The 17,685-nt window shown below is 67.6% G+C and carries 13 protein-coding genes; 10 read left to right on the top strand and 3 right to left on the bottom strand.

Annotated elements, in window-relative coordinates; translation table 11 throughout:
• Positions 1–45: 45 nt before the first annotated feature.
• Entirely contained in the window at positions 46–1,320 is a 1,275-nt protein-coding gene (locus ACQCX5_RS13485) for an IS256 family transposase (RefSeq protein ID WP_434541906.1), read from the bottom strand.
• A gap of 372 nt (positions 1,321–1,692) precedes the next feature.
• On the opposite strand from ACQCX5_RS13485, the gene ACQCX5_RS13490 reads away from it, so the two are divergent.
• Entirely contained in the window at positions 1,693–2,376 is a 684-nt protein-coding gene (locus tag ACQCX5_RS13490) for a hypothetical protein (RefSeq protein WP_434542562.1), read from the top strand.
• Between the two features lie 32 nt (positions 2,377–2,408).
• Here the strand turns inward: ACQCX5_RS13490 and ACQCX5_RS13495 are convergent, their stop codons facing one another.
• The gene (locus tag ACQCX5_RS13495; RefSeq protein ID WP_434542563.1) at positions 2,409–3,338 is read right to left on the bottom strand and encodes an NADH-quinone oxidoreductase subunit D; all 930 of its coding nucleotides are present in this window, start codon (positions 3,336–3,338) and stop codon (positions 2,409–2,411) included.
• 414 nt (positions 3,339–3,752) lie between these two features.
• On the opposite strand from ACQCX5_RS13495, the gene ACQCX5_RS13500 reads away from it, so the two are divergent.
• From ACQCX5_RS13500 to ACQCX5_RS13515, 4 genes are all read left to right on the top strand, one after another.
• The gene (locus ACQCX5_RS13500) at positions 3,753–4,094 is read left to right on the top strand and encodes a histone-like nucleoid-structuring protein Lsr2 (protein WP_434542564.1); all 342 of its coding nucleotides are present in this window, start codon (positions 3,753–3,755) and stop codon (positions 4,092–4,094) included.
• Between the two features lie 227 nt (positions 4,095–4,321).
• The gene (locus tag ACQCX5_RS13505) at positions 4,322–6,835 is read left to right on the top strand and encodes an ATP-dependent Clp protease ATP-binding subunit (RefSeq protein ID WP_434542565.1); all 2,514 of its coding nucleotides are present in this window, start codon (positions 4,322–4,324) and stop codon (positions 6,833–6,835) included.
• A 187-nt stretch (positions 6,836–7,022) separates the two neighbouring features.
• Positions 7,023–8,609: a glycoside hydrolase family 10 protein gene (locus tag ACQCX5_RS13510; RefSeq protein WP_434542566.1), complete on the top strand. Its 1,587-nt coding sequence runs from the start codon at positions 7,023–7,025 to the stop codon at positions 8,607–8,609.
• Positions 8,610–8,688: 79 nt separating this feature from the next.
• The gene (locus ACQCX5_RS13515) at positions 8,689–9,336 is read left to right on the top strand and encodes an NAD(P)-dependent oxidoreductase (RefSeq protein WP_434542567.1); all 648 of its coding nucleotides are present in this window, start codon (positions 8,689–8,691) and stop codon (positions 9,334–9,336) included.
• A gap of 324 nt (positions 9,337–9,660) precedes the next feature.
• On the opposite strand, the gene ACQCX5_RS13520 is transcribed toward ACQCX5_RS13515, so the two are convergent.
• Positions 9,661–10,515 (bottom strand): MurR/RpiR family transcriptional regulator, encoded by an 855-nt coding sequence (locus tag ACQCX5_RS13520; protein ID WP_434542649.1) that lies wholly within the window; start codon positions 10,513–10,515, stop codon positions 9,661–9,663.
• Between the two features lie 184 nt (positions 10,516–10,699).
• On the opposite strand from ACQCX5_RS13520, the gene ACQCX5_RS13525 reads away from it, so the two are divergent.
• The 5 genes from ACQCX5_RS13525 to ACQCX5_RS13545 are packed head-to-tail and all read left to right on the top strand — an operon-like array spanning position 10,700 to position 17,468.
• The gene (locus tag ACQCX5_RS13525; RefSeq protein WP_434542568.1) at positions 10,700–12,241 is read left to right on the top strand and encodes an ABC transporter substrate-binding protein; all 1,542 of its coding nucleotides are present in this window, start codon (positions 10,700–10,702) and stop codon (positions 12,239–12,241) included.
• A 30-nt stretch (positions 12,242–12,271) separates the two neighbouring features.
• Entirely contained in the window at positions 12,272–13,216 is a 945-nt protein-coding gene (locus ACQCX5_RS13530) for an ABC transporter permease (protein ID WP_434542569.1), read from the top strand.
• Positions 13,213–14,142 (top strand): ABC transporter permease, encoded by a 930-nt coding sequence (locus ACQCX5_RS13535; RefSeq protein WP_434542570.1) that lies wholly within the window; start codon positions 13,213–13,215, stop codon positions 14,140–14,142. The genes ACQCX5_RS13530 and ACQCX5_RS13535 overlap by 4 nt, the downstream gene beginning before the upstream one ends.
• Positions 14,143–14,154: 12 nt before the next feature.
• Complete coding sequence (locus ACQCX5_RS13540; protein ID WP_434542571.1) at positions 14,155–15,354, top strand: anhydro-N-acetylmuramic acid kinase; 1,200 nt, start codon at positions 14,155–14,157, stop codon at positions 15,352–15,354.
• 2 nt (positions 15,355–15,356) lie between these two features.
• Positions 15,357–17,468 carry a dipeptide ABC transporter ATP-binding protein gene (locus ACQCX5_RS13545; protein WP_434542572.1) on the top strand — a complete coding sequence of 704 codons (2,112 nt, stop codon included), beginning with the start codon at positions 15,357–15,359 and terminating at the stop codon, positions 17,466–17,468.
• Positions 17,469–17,685: the final 217 nt, after the last annotated feature.

Consider the following 17,685-nt stretch of genomic DNA (forward strand, 5'->3'; position numbering starts at 1 on the left):
GAGCTTGTCAAGATGTCTGTGTAAGTGTTGTGGGTCGGGTTGGGTTTAGAGGTGGGCGTTGATGCGGTCGGGGTAGACGAGGGCGAGCTCGCCGAGGGCTGCTTTCCAGCCGGTGACGAGTTGGCCTTCGACGAGCTTGCCTGGGGCCTTGCGTTTGGTGGGGGGCAGGCCTGCTTCCTTGGCGCGTTGCCGGGCCCTCTTGTCCTCGATGTTGCGGATCGCGAGCCAGAGCAGCTTGATCGCGGCGGCGTCGTTGGGGAAGTGGCCGCGGTTCTTGATGATCTTGCGTAGCTGGTAGTTCAGCGACTCGATGCTGTTGGTGGTGTAGATGACCTTGCGCAGCGCGGGCCCGAACGCGAGGAACGGGGTGAACCGGTCCCAGGCGTCTTCCCAGGAGCGGACCGCGGCCGGGTACTTCTTGCCCAGGTTGGAGTCGGCGAACGTGGTCAGCGCCATCAGCGCGGCGTCCTCGTTGGCAGCGGTGTAGATCGGGCGCAGCATCGCCGCGACGGCCTTGCGGTCGCTGTAGGACACGAACCGCATCGAGGCCCGGATCAGGTGGACCACGCAGGTCTGGACCAGCGCCCCGGACCAGGTCGCCTCGATCGCCTCGGGGAAACCGGTCAGTCCGTCGCAGCAGACGATCAGGACGTCCTTGAGGCCGCGGTTGGCGAGCTCGGCGCACACGCTCGCCCAGAACCTCGCACCCTCGGAGGCCTGGACCCAGATGCCCAGGACGTGCTTGACCCCGTCCATGTCGACACCGACGCCGATGTGCGCGGCACGGTTGGCCACGTGCGCGCCGTCGCGGATCTTGACCACCAGCGCGTCGAGGTAGATCACCGGGTAGAACCCCTCCAGCGGGCGGGTCTGCCACGCGGTGACCTCCTCGGCCACGGCGTCGGTGACCTTGCTGATCGTCTCGTGCGACAGCTCGGTGCCCAGCGTCGCCTCGAGGTGGTGCTGGATGTCACGGATCGTCATCCCGCCGGCATACAGGGAGATGATCATGTCCTCCAGCCCGCCCAGCCGCCGGCTGCCCTTGGGGACCAGCTTCGGGGCGAACGTGGAGTTGCGGTCCCGCGGCTGGTCCAGGGCGATGTCGCCGATCTCCGACCCGACGGTCTTGGGCGTGGTCCCGTTGCGCGAGTTGCCCGACCCGTGCCCGGCCCGGTCGCCCCTCTCGTACCCGAGATGGTCGCTCAACTCGGCGTCCATCCCGCGCTCGAGGACGGCCTTGATCATCTCCGGCAGGAAACCGCCCTCACCGGTCAGCGCAACGCCACGCTCGTCCGTCGCGGCCATCAACTTGTCGAGCATGTCGTCGTCGAACAGCTCCCGCCGCAGCTTCCGAGCCTCCGGCTCAACCCCGGAATCCTTCTTCGGATTGGTCATGGTCACAGTCAATCTCCTTCAAGTAGGGAGACCCTCACTTACACAGACCATCTGACACGTCCACGGCTCCGGATCTTGCACAACTGGCACCCATGCCTCGTCCGCAGCCGATTCGACCGGAACGGGGCGCATTCGCGGCGCCCGTGCCACTTGTGCAGGTTCCCACCCCACCCCGGCCCACTGCTGAAGACTCACTGACCGCCCCGTAGCACCGCCACTGGTTGAATTCGGAATTTGTGCTTGTCAACACGGCCTGTCGCCCTCGATCCGCCCAAGGTGCCCGCATAATATGGCGCCATGGCTTCTCATGCTCTGCCCGGCTCCACGTTCCGTGAACGCCGCACCAGCCTCGCGCTGATGGTTGCGGTCACCGTCATCGGTCTTGTCTGCGCATTCGGCCCGCTCTGGATGGTCCGCGTCGGGCTGGTCGTCAGCCTCGCCGGCGCCGCCACCGCGCTGTGGTTCGCGTTCCGAGAGATCCACCGCCTCGAGGCGCTGCACCGCACCGAGCTCAAGGCGATGCGCGATGCGGCCGCCCTGGCTGCACACGCCCACCACACCGAGTCGATGGGCATGATCGAGCAGTTCACCGCCCGCTACAAGGCCCATGGCGAGCAGCTCGCCACGCTGCGCGCCGACCTGACGGCCCGCCAGCAGGAGCTCTCGACGCTGCGCGGCAACCTGGTCTCAGCCACTGCCGAGAGCGACCGCCGCGCCGAGCGCGTCACCGACCTCGAGGCGCAGCTGGCCGCCCGCCAGGCCGAGATCGAAGCGCTCGAGGCCAAGCTGCTCGAGGTCGCCGACCAGTTCGACGACAGCGACGAGATCATCACCCTGCCGCGCCGCTCGGCCGCCCGCACTGTCATCGAGGGTGGCGTGCCCACCGCCGCAGAGCTCTGGAGCGACGGCAACCACCCCACGGTCGTCGACCTGAACATGTTGAACCTGCCCCAGCAGCTCGAGGAACGCAAGCAGGCCTGAACCCCCGCGTCCGCGGGAACAGGGAAGCCTTCCTACTTGTCAAGGTCCCCGATGGTGTAGCCGAACGAGGCGATCACCGCGGGGGCCTTTTCAGTGGGCACACCCACCAGGGCCTGCTGCAACACATTGACCTGCGCGAACGTCGGGGTGCGCAGCTTGAACCGCCACGGCGTCGTGCCCCCGCGCGAGACCACGTGAATGGCCGCCACCCCCAGCGGCGCTTCGATGCCCAACCAGGTTTCGGCGTCGGGCAGCTTGATGATGCGGGTGAGTTTGGTGGCGACGGGTCCGTCGAGGTCGTCGAGCCGTTCGGCGACCCGTCGCACCAACAGTGCGGAATGTGAAATGTTGCATACCAGCTCGCTGAACCGGGCATTCGCGTCGCCCGAGTTTGGCGGATTCGCGGCGTCCTGTCCGCCGTGCTGCTCGGTCATCCCCAATTCGCTGTACGCCAGGTAGCCCGGACGACGGCGCAGGTCCCAGTTCAGGCCGGTGGCGCGCGCGGCGGGCCCAGAGATGCCGAATTGATGCACGTGTTCACGCGTGATGCGTCCAAGGCCTTCGGCAAGTGCCAATGACGCCAGCGTTTCACCGATCTCGAGCGCCGCGGCCCGATCAGCCAGGCTCACTGCCCGCTGCAACCATTCCGGCGAGGCGTCGCCGGCCAGCCCGCCGAGCCGGTTCAGCATCGGGTGCAGGCGGTTGCCGCTCAGTTCAAGCATGAGTTCGCGACCGGCTTCGCGCGCGGCACGAATGGACGACGCAAGCGCCGCGTCCCCGGCGGCAAAGGGCACCCACGTCAGGAATGACAGGTGCGAGGTGATGCGGGCGAGCTCGGCGAGCAGGGTGCGCAGCCAGACCGCACGTGGCGGCGCGGCGAGGCCGAGCAGTTGTTCGCATGCCAGCGCCGCCACCAGTTCACCGCTGAACGGCGCCTGCCAGTCGTGACGGTCGGCGAGCATCAACACCTGGCGGTAATCCCTTACTTCGAAGAGCTTTTCTGCCGCGCGGTGCAGGTAGCCTGGTTGAACATTTGCTGAAGCAATAACGCCGTCGTCAATATCGAGGGCCAGTCCGACCAGTCCGGCACGTGCTGGGTGCTGTGGTCCCAGGTCGATCGTGTGGGCGTCGTCCGCACGCGGCGTGAGGGCACCTATCCACCAATTTTCAGTCCGGGTCACAGACCCAGAGTGCCCTAGTTCTGGCGCAGGTGCACGCCAATGACCCTGCGGGGTGTAATGTCCGGATCGGTTGACCAATGTTTGAGTGTCCACTATCTTTCCGGGTTGGAAGTGTGGACAATTGAAGCAACCCATGCGGGTTGACGCACGACCAGCCGTACCCAACGTGGGGCGGGATGAAACAAGGAGAAGCACATGGTGCAGCGCACGATCCTGGTGTTGGAGGATGATGTCGACGGTGGCGATGCCACCGAGTCGGTCACCTTTGCGCTGGACGGAGTGTCCTACGAGATCGACCTCAACGAGGACAATGCCAAGAAGCTGCGTGACAGCCTGGCCGTGTGGGTGGCGAATGCTCGCCGCACCGGTGGCCGGGTCCGCACAGGCCAGGGCAATCGCGGTGCCACCCGTCGCAGTGGTCGCCGTTCGCACGGCGCCGATGTGCGCGCGTGGGCCGTCAGCCAGGGCATGAAGGTCTCGGAGCGCGGCCGCGTGTCGCGCGAGGTGGTTGAGGCCTACGAGGCCGCTCACGCCTGATGATCCGTCTGTAGAGGCAGGCCCGTCCGGATCCCCGGGCGGGCCTGTTTCGATTGATGGGCACTGTTCGCCGTTCGGCGTCCGAGGGCGTCGCCCAGCGGGGCATCCGTCCATCCGCTGGAAGCGAACTCACGGAAGCTGTTCTGGGTTGCCGCCGTTACTAGACTGGTAACACTGGCGATCGGGGTCATCAAGGATCCGTGATTGCCCCCCGATGGAGGAGATACATGTTCGAGCGGTTCACTGACCGGGCGCGCCGCGTTGTCGTGCTCGCCCAGGACGAAGCCAAGATGCTCAACCACAACTACATCGGCACCGAGCACATCCTGCTGGGTCTGATCAGTGAGGGTGAGGGTGTCGCCGCGAAGGCGCTGGAGCAGATGGGCATCTCGCTCGAGGCTGTGCGTGAGCAGGTCGAAGAGGTCATCGGCCACGGCCAGACGGTGCCGAGCGGGCACATTCCGTTCACCCCGCGCGCCAAGAAGGTGCTGGAACTCTCGCTGCGCGAGGCGCTGCAGATGAACCACTCCTACATTGGCACCGAGCACATCCTGCTCGGCCTGATTCGTGAAGGCGAGGGCGTGGCGGCATCGGTGCTGATCAAGCTCGGCGCCGACCTGAACCGTGTGCGCAACACGGTGCTGCAGCTGCTCAGCGGATACCAGGGCAAGGAGCCGTCGACGGCCGGTGCCCCCGAGGGCAGCGCTGCGCCGCAGTCGGGCACCGTGCTCGACCAGTTCGGCCGCAACCTGACCCAGGCCGCCCGTGAGGGCAAGCTCGACCCGGTGATCGGGCGCGAGAAGGAAATCGAGCGCGTGATGACCGTGCTCAGCCGCCGCACCAAGAACAACCCGGTGCTGATCGGTGAGCCGGGCGTCGGCAAGACCGCGGTCGTCGAGGGCCTGGCCCAGGCGATCGTCAAGGGCACTGTCCCCGAGACGCTGCGCGACAAGCAGATCTACACCCTTGACCTGGGTGCGCTGGTCGCCGGCTCGCGCTACCGCGGTGATTTCGAGGAACGCCTGAAGAAGGTGCTCAAAGAGATCAAGCAGCGCGGCGACATCATGCTGTTCATCGACGAGATCCACACCCTGGTGGGTGCGGGTGCCGCCGAGGGCGCCATCGATGCCGCGTCGATCCTGAAGCCGATGCTGGCCCGTGGCGAACTGCAGACCATTGGTGCCACCACCCTCGATGAGTACCGCAAGAACATCGAGAAGGATGCCGCCCTCGAGCGCCGCTTCCAGCCGATCCAGGTGGCTGAGCCGTCGATCGCGCTGACGATCGACATCCTCAAGGGCCTGCGTGACCGCTACGAGGCGCACCACCGCATCACCATCACGGACGAGGCATTGACCGCGGCCGCGAACATGGCTGACCGCTATGTCCAGGACCGGTTCCTGCCCGACAAGGCCATCGACCTGATCGACGAGGCCGGTGCCCGACTGCGCATCAAGCGCATGACCGCGCCGCCGGACCTTCGTGAGTTCGACGAGCGCATCGCCAACGTCCGCCTTGAGAAGGAGGCGGCGATCGACGCGCAGGACTTCGAGCGTGCCGCGGGCCTGCGTGACGACGAGCAGAAGCTGCTCGCCGAGCGTGCGGGCAAGGAGGCCGAGTGGCGTGCGGGTGACACCGGCGCCGCTGCCGAGGTGGGCGAAGAGGAGATCGCCGAGGTGCTCTCGAGCGCCACGGGCATCCCGGTCTTCAAGCTCACCGAAGAGGAATCGGCCCGCCTGCTGCGCATGGAGGACGAGCTGGGCAAGCGCATCATCGGCCAGCGCGATGCCGTCAAGGCGCTGTCGCGTTCGATCCGGCGTACGCGTGCGGGGCTGAAGGACCCCAAGCGCCCCTCGGGTTCGTTCATCTTCGCCGGCCCCTCGGGTGTCGGCAAGACCGAGCTGACCAAGGCGCTCACCGAGTTCCTGTTCGGTGACGAGGACGCGTTGATCACCCTCGACATGTCCGAGTACTCCGAGAAGCACACCGCCTCGCGGATGTTCGGTTCGCCCCCCGGCTACGTGGGTTACGAAGAGGGCGGCCAGCTCACCGAGAAGGTGCGCCGCAAGCCGTTCAGCGTGATCCTGTTCGACGAGGTCGAGAAGGCCCACCCCGACATCTTCAACTCGCTGCTGCAGATCCTGGACGAAGGTCGCCTGACCGATGCCCAGGGCCGGGTGGTCGACTTCAAGAACACCGTCATCGTGATGACCACGAACCTCGGTTCGCGTGACATCTCGAAGTCGGTCAACCTGGGTTTCAGCCGCCAGGGCGACGCGGAGTCGAGCTACGAGAAGATGAAGGCGAAGGTCTCGGACGAGCTCAAGCAGCACTTCCGTCCCGAGTTCCTGAACCGTGTCGACGAGATCGTCGTGTTCCACCAGCTGACCCAGGAAGACATCGAGCGGATCGTCGACCTGATGGTGGGCCAGATCGAGTCGCGCCTGAAGGACAAGGACATGGGCATCGAGCTGACCCCGGCCGCCAAGGCCCTGGCCGCCAAGCGCGGCTACGACCCGGTGCTGGGTGCTCGTCCCCTGCGTCGCGCCCTGCAGCGTGACATCGAGGACGTGCTGGCCGAGAAGATCCTGTTCGGCGAGCTCACCTCGGGCCAGGTCGTCGTCGTCGACGCGGCCCCCGAGGGCGGGGAGTCGCCGTTCACGTTCATCGGCACCCAGAAGAGCGAGGTGCCCGATGACCCGGCAGCACTCGTGACCTCGGTTGAGGGCAACAACGAGTGATGTGCTGATCTGACACCACTGAGCACCACGACGGACGGCGTCGAGAGGGATCCTCTCGGCGCCGTCCGTCGTGGTGGTCATGATGCTTCTGCTCACCGCGGCTGCGCTGTTCGGGGCTTCTGGGTGTGTACCTGCCCGGCAGCAGCGCACAGTGGGACTTTCCCCTCGTGATGCAAGGAGGCACCACATGTCAGACCAATTCACCCCTCTCGACCGCCGCGCCATGCTCAAGCTGGCCGCGGGCGGCGCCGTGGTCGGTACGGCTTTTGCCGCGGGCATCGTCACCTCGGCGGCGGGCGCCGTGCCCGCCGCGACGCCAGGGGCGGACTCGCCTCGTCCAGTGCGACAGTTTCGGGCCATGTGGCTGGCCTCGGTGGTCAACATCGACTGGCCGTCGCGGACGGGCCTGGGCGCCGAGGCGCAGCGGGCCGAGTTCGAGGCGTGGCTCGACCTGGCCCAGCAGCTGAACCTCAATGCCGTCATCTGCCAGGTGCGTCCGACCGCGGACGCCTTCTGGCCCTCACCCCACGAGCCGTGGTCGCGCTACCTCACCGGCACGCAGGGCGGCGACCCCGGCTATGACGTGCTCGCCTACCAGCTCGAGGCGGCGCACGCCCGCAACCTCGAATACCACGCCTGGTTCAACCCCTACCGCGTCTCGATGCAGACCAACGGCGCCGACCTGCTGCCGACCCACCCGGCCAAGCAGCACCCCGACTGGGTGTGGGCCTACGGCGGCAAGCTGTACTACGACCCGGGCATTCCCGAGGTGCGGGCTTTCGTGGAAGACGCCATGATGCACGCGGTGGTCAACTACGACATCGACGCGGTGCACTTCGATGACTACTTCTACCCCTACCCGTCCGGTGGCCTCGACTACCCGGACGCCCACACCTATGCCACCCATGGCGGTGGGGTGCCGATCGGTGACTGGCGACGGGCCAACATCAATGCGCTGGTGCGTGAGATGCGTGAGCGCATTCAGCAGGTCAAGCCGTGGGTGAAGTTCGGCATCAGCCCGTTCGGCATCTGGCGCAACAAGCGCACCGATCCCCGCGGCTCGGACACCGGCGGCACCGAGTCGTACTCGGCCATCAGCGCCGACACCTGGACGTGGGTGAAAGAAGGCTGGGTCGACTACATCAACCCGCAGATCTATTGGCAGATCGGGCTGACCGTCGCTGACTACGCCAAGCTCGTGCCGTGGTGGGCGAGCGTGGTCGAGGGCACCGATGTGGCGCTCTACATCGGCCAGGCGGTGTACAAGCACACGTCCGGGGTGTTCACCAACCCACGCGAGATGGCCGACCACCTGGAGTTCAACAAGGCCTACCCCCAGGTCGACGGCGACGTGTTCTTCAGCGCCAAGGATGTGCGCCGCGACGCCGCCGGCGCGATCACGACGATGGCGGCCGAGCATTACCAGTCACCCGCGATCGTGCCGGTGATCGAACACCTGGGTGGGCAGGCACCGCAGGCGCCGGTCGGGGTGAGCACGGAGCGCCTCGAGAGTGGTGTGCTGCAGGTGCGCTGGAACAACCTGCCGGGCTCGATCGCGACCAGCTTCGCGGTGTGGCGGGTCTCGGGGCCGGGGTATGCCGCTGCCGAGCTCGAGGATGCCCGCAACCTGCTCACCACCGTGCGGGCGGTGCCGGGCGTGCGCCAACAGGTCGAGTTTGCTCTGGACTCGGTGCCGGAGCAGGGCTGGTATGTGGTCACCGGCTATGACCGGTTGTGGCACCAGAGCGCGCCGAGTCGGGCGGCGAAGGGGTGATCCTGGGCGCTCCACTCTGCTGACACTGTGTCAGCAGAGTGGAGTCTGCCCGCTTGCCCCGGCCTCGTAGGGTGGCGACATGGCAAAGATCATGATCATCGGCGGACACGGCAAGGTGGCCCTGCTGGCCGCACCCCTGCTGGTCCAGGCCGGCCACGAGGTCACCTCCGTCTTCCGCAACCCCGAGCACGAGGCCGATGTCGCGGCCACCGGTGCCATCACCCGGGTCGTCGACCTCGAGTCCCTTGATGCCGACGGCTTCGCCGAGCTCGTGGCCGGGCAGCAAGCGATCGTGTGGTCTGCCGGTGCCGGCGGTGGCAACCCCGAGCGCACGTATGCCGTCGACCGGGACGCCGCGATCGCGTCGATGCAGGGTGCCCTGCAGGCCGGCGTCAACCGCTACATCATGGTCAGCTATGCCGGGGCCGGGGTCGACCACGGGGTTGACCCCGGCAGTTCATTCTTCGCCTATGCCGAGGCGAAAGCGGCCGCTGACGAGGCCTTGCGTGGCAGTGGTCTTGGCTGGACGATCCTTGGCCCGAGCCGGCTGACCCTTGACGAGGCCAGCGGCATGATCGAGGTCGGCGTCAGCAACGACGGCGGCCAGGTATCGCGGGCCAATGTCGCGCGGGTGATCAAGGCCGTCATCGCCGAGCCGGCCACCATCGGCCGCAGGATCAACTTCAACGACGGGTCGACACCGATTGCGCAGGCGATCCTGGCCTGAGGGGTGCTGTTCGGCGAGCTGAAAGTTGCAGAAGTGGCGCTGGTGTCGCGAGTGCGGCTGGTGTGAGCTGAATGGGCTGCGGACGAGGCACTGGTGCCACAAGTGCATGTTCTGGCGGCTGGCGGGGGCTGGCTCGGGTCACCCAACCCGGTGCGGGCTGGTCCAACAGTGCCGCGGCCTGCTTCGTCCACGCTCGCCCGAAACCTGCACAACTGACGCTGGTTCCACGAATGCAGCCGCTTCAGTCCGATCGGATCGCGGACGAGGCATGGGTGCCACAAGTGCAGGTTCTGTCCGCTCCCACAGCCAAGACCCGCCCGCCCCTCACCGGTCCGTCCTGCGCGCATGCACCGCCGCGTACGTGGCCCCGATCGCCCGCATCGAGTCGTCATAACTCCGCTGCGCCACCCCGATGAACAGGCAGTCGACCACCATCAGCTGCGCGATCCGGCTGCCCAGCGCCCCGGCCCTGAACGGCGATTCCCGGGCGACGGTGGTCAGCACCACATCGGCGCGCTGGGCCAGCGGTGACGCGGCATTGTTCGTGATCGCCACCGTCGTGGCCCCGCGCGCCCGGGCCAGCTCGAGAAACTCCACGGTGTCGAGCGTGCCGCCCGAATGCGAGATCGCGATCGCCACCGCTCCCGGCCCGAGCGTGGCCGCTGCCGTCCATGCCCCGTGCGGGTCGGGCCAGTTGAGCGCGGTGCGTCCGACCCGGACGAGCTTCTGCTGCAGGTCGAGCCCGACGAATGCAGAGGCACCGACGCCGAAGATGTCGACCCGGCCGGCCCCCGAGACCGCGGCAATTGCCTGCGCCAGGCTCGTCCGGTCGAGGTGCAGGGCAGTGTCGGTGATCGACGCGGTCTCGGATACCGACACATGCGCGATCACGTCGTCGAGCGTGTCGTCGCGGCCGATGTCGCCGGTGACGACCGGTGCGCCGTTCGATTCCAGGTCGCGGGTCGCCACGGCCCGCAGCACGTCGCGGCGCAGTTCGCGCAGGTGGGCATAGCCCAGTTGCTTGCAGAACCGCACCACCGTCGTGGTCGACGTGCCGCACTGCTCGGCGAGCCTGGCGATGGGCAGCGAGACAGCCGCGTCGGGGTTGTCGAGCACGAACCTGGCAATGCGCTGTTCGCTGGGACGCAGGCCGGGCAGCAGTGCCCGAATCCTCACCATGACCTCCACGGCCTGAGCCTCCTGCCTCGATCCACTCATCAGCGTGATGTGAAACATCATTGTGGACCACCTGCAGGGAAGTTAGTTACAAGTCCGTGCGAACTGGTGTACTTTCGTGCCAAACGAGACCGTCGCTGTTCTCGTCCACGCCGTCGGGCAACAGTGACCAACCCAAGGAGTCCCCATGCCGGTCGTGTCACTGCGCCGCCGCCTGATCGCTGGTGGTCTGGCCCTCGCGCTGCTTGTCAGCGGCTGTTCGAGCACTTCCAATGACACTGGCGCCGGCACCGGCGCCGAGGGCGGCGCCCTGGTCGTCGGTGTCACCAGTGACCCCAACACCCTGTTCCCGTGGAAGGCCACCCAGTTCCAGGCCGTGAACGTGCTGCAGAACATGTACGGCACGCTCACCGAGTTCGACAAGGACCTGAAGGTCATCCCGGGCCTGGCCACCGAATGGACCCCCAGCAATGACGGCTTGACCCTCACCCTCAAGCTGCGCGACGGCGTCACGTTCGCCGACGGCAGCGCCTTCGATTCCGCCGACGTGAAGTTCTCACTCGAGGCGATCATGAAAGAGCAGACCGGGGCCGTGGCCCGCGCCTCGCTGGCCTCGGTGACCAAGGTCGAGGCACCCGACGCGACCACCGTCGTGCTCACCCTGTCGGCCCCCGATGCCGCCCTGCCCTCGAACCTGGCCAGCGTGAACATGGCCATGCTCAGCTCGGACGACACCGAGTCCGAGCTCAACACCACTCCCAACGGCACCGGCCCCTTCACGTTCAAGGAGCGCAAGGCCAGCCAGTCGCTGACCCTGGCCAAGAACGACAAGTACTGGGGCGAGAAGGCCAAGCTCGCCACTGTCGAGTTCCGCGTGATCCCCGATGAGTCGTCGATCGTCTCGGCCATGCAGTCGGGCAATGTGCACCTGGCCACATTCGATGACCCGGTCGTCGCGAAGACGGCCGAGACCGGCGGGGTCAAGCTCGCCAAGACCCCGCAGCTCAGCTACCACGTGCTGCAGCTCAATGCCCGCAAGGGTGCCCTGACCGACCTCAACGTGCGACTGGCCATCCAGTGCGCGATCGACCGCCAGCAGGTGCTCGACACCGCCGCGATGGGCGAGGGCGAAGTCACCGGGCCGATCACCTCACCCCTGTTCAAGTCGGACCCCAACGCTCGTCCCTGCGCCAAGCGCGACCTCGGCAAGGCCGCCGAATACCTGCAGAAGGCCGGCAAGGCCGATGGGGTCACCATCAAGGCCATCGTGTCGCAGGGCGAATACTCGACCAGCGTCAACGAGGCCCAGAACCTGAAGTCGCAGCTGGCCGAGGCCAAGATCACCCTGAACCTTGAGGTGCTCGAATCGGGTGCCTATGTCGATCGCTGGGTGGCGGCCGACTTCGAGGCCGCAGTGGCGCTCAACGGCGGTCGTCCCGATCCCGAGGGCATGTACGGGCGCTACTTCACCAGCAAGGGCAATCTGAACAAGGTCGCCGGCTACAGCTCGCCCGAACTCGACAAGCTGTTCGCCGAGGGCCGCGCGACGCAGGACGAGGCGAAGCGCAAGGAAATCTACGCCCAGGTGTCGCGCCACCTCGAGGACAATGCCGCCTGGGTCTGGCTGTTCACGAGCTACACCTACACCGCCACCACGTCGAATGTGCAGGGCTTCACCCCCATGGCCAACAACTCACTGCAGTTCCTCAAGACCACCACGGTGAACTGAGCAGTGCTGCGCAGAGTCATCGCCCACCCGGTGCCCAGACGCCTGCTGTCGGCGCTGGGCACCCTGCTGGGGGTGGCCGTGTTCGTCTTCGTGATGTTGCGCGCCATCCCCGGCAACCAGATCACTGCCGGGCTCGGCATCGAGGCGGCCGCCCTGACCCCTGCCCAGAAGGCTGCGCTCGAGGCCTATTACGGGCTCGACAAGCCGCTGGTGGTGCAGTTCTTCACCTGGCTGGGTGAGGTGCTCACCGGCAACCTGGGCTTCTCGGCGAGGTCGCAGCAGAGCGTGTTGTCGATGACCGCCGAATCATTGCCGGTGACCCTCGAACTGGCCGTGATGGCCATCGTGCTGGCCCTGCTGATCGGGGTGCCGCTGGGCATGCTGTCGGCGTCGAAGCCCGATTCGGTCAGGGACGGCGCCGGCCAGCTGGTGGGCCTGGCGGGGCTGTCCATCCCGGCGTTCCTGCTCGGCACCACGATGCTGGCCCTGGCCGCCCAGCAGTGGGGTTTCAACCCCAACGGCCAGGGCTTCGCCCGCCTGACCGACGACCCGCTGCTGAACCTGCAGCAGATGCTGATGCCGGCGCTGGTGCTCGGCTTCGGCATCGCCGCCCCGATCATGCGCACCACCCGCACCGCGGTGCTCGAGATCAGGTCGAACGACTTCATCCGCACCGCCCGGGCCAAGGGCGTGCCCGAGCGGCGCCTGCAGGTCAAGCATGTGCTGCGCAATGCGCTGGTGCCGATCGTCACCATGACCGGCCTGCAGTTCGGCTACCTGCTGGGTGGGGCCGTGGTGGTCGAGCAGATCTTTTCGCTGCCCGGCATCGGACGACAGGTGCTGCTCGGGATCCAGCAGAAGGAATACGCCGTGGTGCAGTCGACGGTGCTCGTCATCGCCCTGGCCTTCGTCATCGTCAACCTGCTCACCGACCTGCTGTACCGGGTCATCGACCCCCGGGTGCGTGCCGAATGAGCGAGACGACCCAGCAGCTGGGCGACCAGACCCCACAGGCCGCCGCCCAGCACACCGGCAATCCACCGCCACCCGTGGGTGGCGCCACCCGTGAACGGCTCAGCCTGCTGCTGCGCAGCCCGTCGGGCATGGTCGGGATGGTGCTCATCACCGTGCTGGTGCTGTTGAGCCTGGCCGCAGCCTTCGGGCTGGTGCCCCACGACCCGCTGGCCCAGAACCCGCCCGAGCGCCTGCAGGGGCCCTCGTCCGCGCACCTCTTCGGCACCGACCAGTTCGGGCGTGACGTGTTCAGCCGGGTCGCCTCGGGCGTGGCGAACTCGATGCTGATCGCCGTGGTGGCGGTGGCCTTCGCCGCCGTCGTCGGCACCCTGGCCGGTGTGGTCGCAGGTTTCTACCGCGGTGCCCCCGACGGGGTGATCAGCGGCATCACCAATGTGCTGTTCGCCTTTCCGCCGCTGCTGCTGGCGCTGGCCCTGGCCTCGGTGTTCACCCGCAACTGGTTCACCATCGCCGTCGCCATTGCGATCGTCTACGTCCCCATCTTCATCAGGGTGACCCGCGGACCGGTGCTCAGCCTGCGCGAAGTCGAGTACGTGCGGGCAGCGGTCAGCACGGGCCAGAGCCGGGCCATGGTGATGTTGCGCCACGTGCTGCCCAACATCACCAGCATCGTCATCGTCCAGGTGACGTTGTCGTTGTCGTGGGCCGTGCTCACCGAGGCATCGCTGAGCTTCCTGGGGCTGGGTTCACCGCCCCCGGCGCCGTCGCTGGGCTCGATGATCTTCGAGGCGCGCACGCTGGTCAGCATTGCCCCGTGGACGATGCTGTTCCCCGGTCTGGTGGTGGTCGCGCTGGTGGTCGGGCTGAACCTGCTCGGCGATGGACTGCGCGATGCCCTCGACCCCCGCAACCGCGGTTCGAAATGAGCACCGTTTGCCATGACCGCGACTCGAATCACTGACAGGAGCACCATGCGAGTGCTGGGCATGATCTCAGGCACCTCCCACGACGGCATCGATGCCGCCGTGGTCGAATTCAGCCTGGACGGCACCGACCTGGCCGGGGTGGTGCTGCACCATTCCACGACCCCGTACCCCGACGAGTTGCGGGCCCGGTTGCGTCGCGCGCTGCCCCCGGCGCGCATCACCCTGGCCGAGACCTGCGAGCTCGACACCCGCATCGGGCAGGTCTTCGCCGAGGTCGCCGCACGCGTCGCCGACCAGGTCGGCGGTGTCGATGCGGTGTGCTCGCACGGCCAGACCGTCTATCACTGGGTCGAGGACGACCGCTGTCTGGGCACGCTGCAGATCGGTCAACCGGCCTGGATCGCCGAACGCACCGGCGTGCCGGTGGTCGCCGACGTGCGCATTCGCGACATCACGGCCGGCGGCCACGGTGCCCCGCTGGTGTCGCTGCTCGACGACTACCTGCTGCGCGGGCGCTCCCGGGTGTCCGCGGCGCTGAACCTGGGCGGCATCTCAAACATGACCGTGGTGCGCGAGGGCAGTGTCGCCGCCCACGACATCGGCCCGGCGAACGCCTTGACGGACGCGGTGGTGGTCGAGCACGGGCTCGATGACCGCGGTTACGACCCCGGTGGGGCGCTGGCCGCCGGGGGCCGGATCGTCCCAGACCTGCTCGACGCGTTCCTGGCCGACCCGTACTACGCGCTGCCGACGCCGAAGAGCACCGGCAAGGAGCATTTCCACGGTGACTACGTGCACGAGGTTATCGACCGGTGGGGCGGCGAGGTCGGCCCCCACGACCTGCTGCGCACACTGGCCGAGGTGACAGTCCGCACGGTCGCGGACGACGTGAGGGCCGCCGGGGTCGAGCTGCTCGCCGTCTCGGGCGGGGGCTGGCACAACCAGGTGGTCATGGACGGGCTGCGCGCCGCACTGCCCGGCGTCGAGGTGCTCGGCACCGATGTGCTCGGCGCCCCCACCGACGCCAAAGAGGCCATCGTCTTTGCCCTGATCGGCTGGAGCACCCTGCACGGCCTGCCCGGGGTGGTGCGCGGTGGCACCGGCGCCAGCGAGCCCCGGGTTCTCGGGGCGATCACCCCGGGTGCCGGCCCGCTGCGGCTGCCCGAGCCGCTGTCCACGGCGCCGACGACGTTGACCCTGGCGGTGAAGTGATCATGGACGAACGTCTGCGGCGGGCAACCGCCGATGACCGCGACGCCATCGTCGAGGTCTTCCTGGCCTGCTGGCGCGAGAGCTATGCGAGCTTTCTGCCCCCATCGGCACGCGAGGCAATGACCGATGAGCGCGCGGCCCAGCTGTGGCAACGCGCACTGGACGCTGGCACCACCGTGGTCGCCGAGGTGGCCGGCCGTGTCGAGGGGCTCGTGAAGTACGAGCTGGTCGAGCCGGGGGTGGGTGCGGTGCATTCGCTGTACGTGCATCCCCGCGCGCAGGGCCAGGGGCTGGGGCGGGTGCTGCTCGAGCACGCCCAGCAGCAGCTCGCCGAGGCGGGCGCGGACCGCCTGTGGTTGTGGGTGCTGCAGGGCAATGCCTCGTCCATCACGTTCTATGCACGCAACGGCTGGGCACCGACCGGGGTCGAGCGGCAGGGCGATTTCGACCATGCCGAGGTGCAGCTGGGGCGCGCGGTTGAACGTGAGGGCTCCTCGCCGGTGCTGCGCATCGATGACCTGTCGGTGACGTTCCGCGGTCGCCGCGGCGAGGTGGCGGCGGTCAGGAATGTCTCGTTCGAGGTGCACTCCGGCGAGACGGTGGCCGTGGTGGGCGAGTCGGGGTCGGGCAAGTCGACGACGGCGGCCGCCATCAACCGGCTGCTGCCGGCCAGTGCGACAATCACCTCGGGCAGCATCCTGTTCGAGGGGCGTGAGATGACGACCCTGCCCGAGCGCCAATTGGTGCGGTTGCGGGGTGCCGGCATTGGCCTCGTCCCCCAGGACCCGATGTCGAACCTGAACCCGATGATGCGGGTGGGTGCCCAGATCGCCGAGGCGCTCGAGGTGCACCACCTGGCCCGCGGTGAGGCGGCGTGGCGGCGGGCGGTGGAGTTGTTGACCATGGTCGGCATTCCTGAGGCCGAACGCAGGGCGCGGCAGTACCCGCACGAGTTCTCGGGTGGCATGCGCCAGCGGGTGCTGATCGCGATGGGGCTGGCGTGCCGTCCCCGGTTGTTGATCGCCGATGAACCGACGTCGGCGCTTGATGTCACCGTGCAGCGGCGCGTGCTGGACGAACTGGCCGAGTTGGCCGCCGACCTGGGCGCTGCCGTGTGCCTCATCACCCATGATCTTGGTCTGGCTGCCGAGCGTGCCGACCGGGTGCTGGTGATGCACCGGGGCCAGGTGGTCGAGTCGGGTCCGTCGGCGCAGGTGTTGCGTGACCCGCAGCATGAATACACGAAGCGGTTGATCGCGGCGGCGCCGAGCCTGAATGCGCAGCGTCCTCGTGAGCTGGCCGACCGGACGACCGACGCGGGTGCTGCGCTCGTCCACGTACAGGGACTGACGAAGGAATTCGCGCTGCGGGCACCGAAGAAAGGTGAGCCCGGCATGTTCCGGGCCGTGGACGATGTCAGTTTCACGATCGGGCGCGGGCAGACGGTCTCGATCGTGGGGGAGTCGGGATCGGGCAAGTCGACGACCGCGAACCTGGTGCTCGGGCTCGAGCCGATCACGGCCGGTTCGATCATGTTCGATGGCCAGGACGTGGCCCGGCTGCGCGGCCGTGAGGCAATGGCGTTCCGGCGCCGGGTGCAGCCGGTGTTCCAGAACCCGTTCGCGTCGCTCGACCCGCGCTACACGGTCGAGCGCTCGGTCGCGGAGCCGCTGGTGGTGCACCGCATCGGTGACGCGCGGTCGCGTCGCGACCGGGTCGTGGAATTGCTGGAGCAGGTCGCACTGCCCGCTGACTACGTCACCCGCATGCCCCACGAGTTGTCGGGCGGGCAGTGCCAACGGGTGGCGATCGCCCGGGCGTTGGCGCTCGAACCCGAGCTGGTGGTGCTCGACGAGGCGGTCTCGGCGCTGGATGTGCTGGTGCAGGCGCAGGTGCTCGACCTGCTCGATGAACTGCAGCAGCGGTTGGGCCTGAGCTATTTGTTCATCAGCCACGACCTGGCGGTGGTGCGGATGATCTCGGACCAGGTGCACGTGATGCAGCGGGGCCGGATCATCGAGAGCGGCACGCCGGAGCAGATCTTTGACGACCCGCAGCAGGATTACACGAAGGAGCTGCTGGCGGCGATTCCGGGGGTGGGGCTGGCGAGCTGACTTGGTCGCGGGGGGAAGTTGCACAAGTGGCGCTGGTGTCGCGAATGCGGCTGGTTCGGGCTGAACGGGTTGCGGACGAGGCATGGGTGCCAGTTGTGCAGGTTCTGGCGGCTGGCGGGAACTCGGTGCCCGGTGCTCCAGGGGTGCCGCGGTCTGCTTCGTCCGCTCGCCCGAACTTGTAGAAGTGACGCTGGTGCCACGAATGCGGCTCGTGCTG

Source organism: Aestuariimicrobium sp. G57 (assembly GCF_050110855.1).
Classification (GTDB): Bacteria; Actinomycetota; Actinomycetes; order Propionibacteriales; family Propionibacteriaceae; genus Aestuariimicrobium.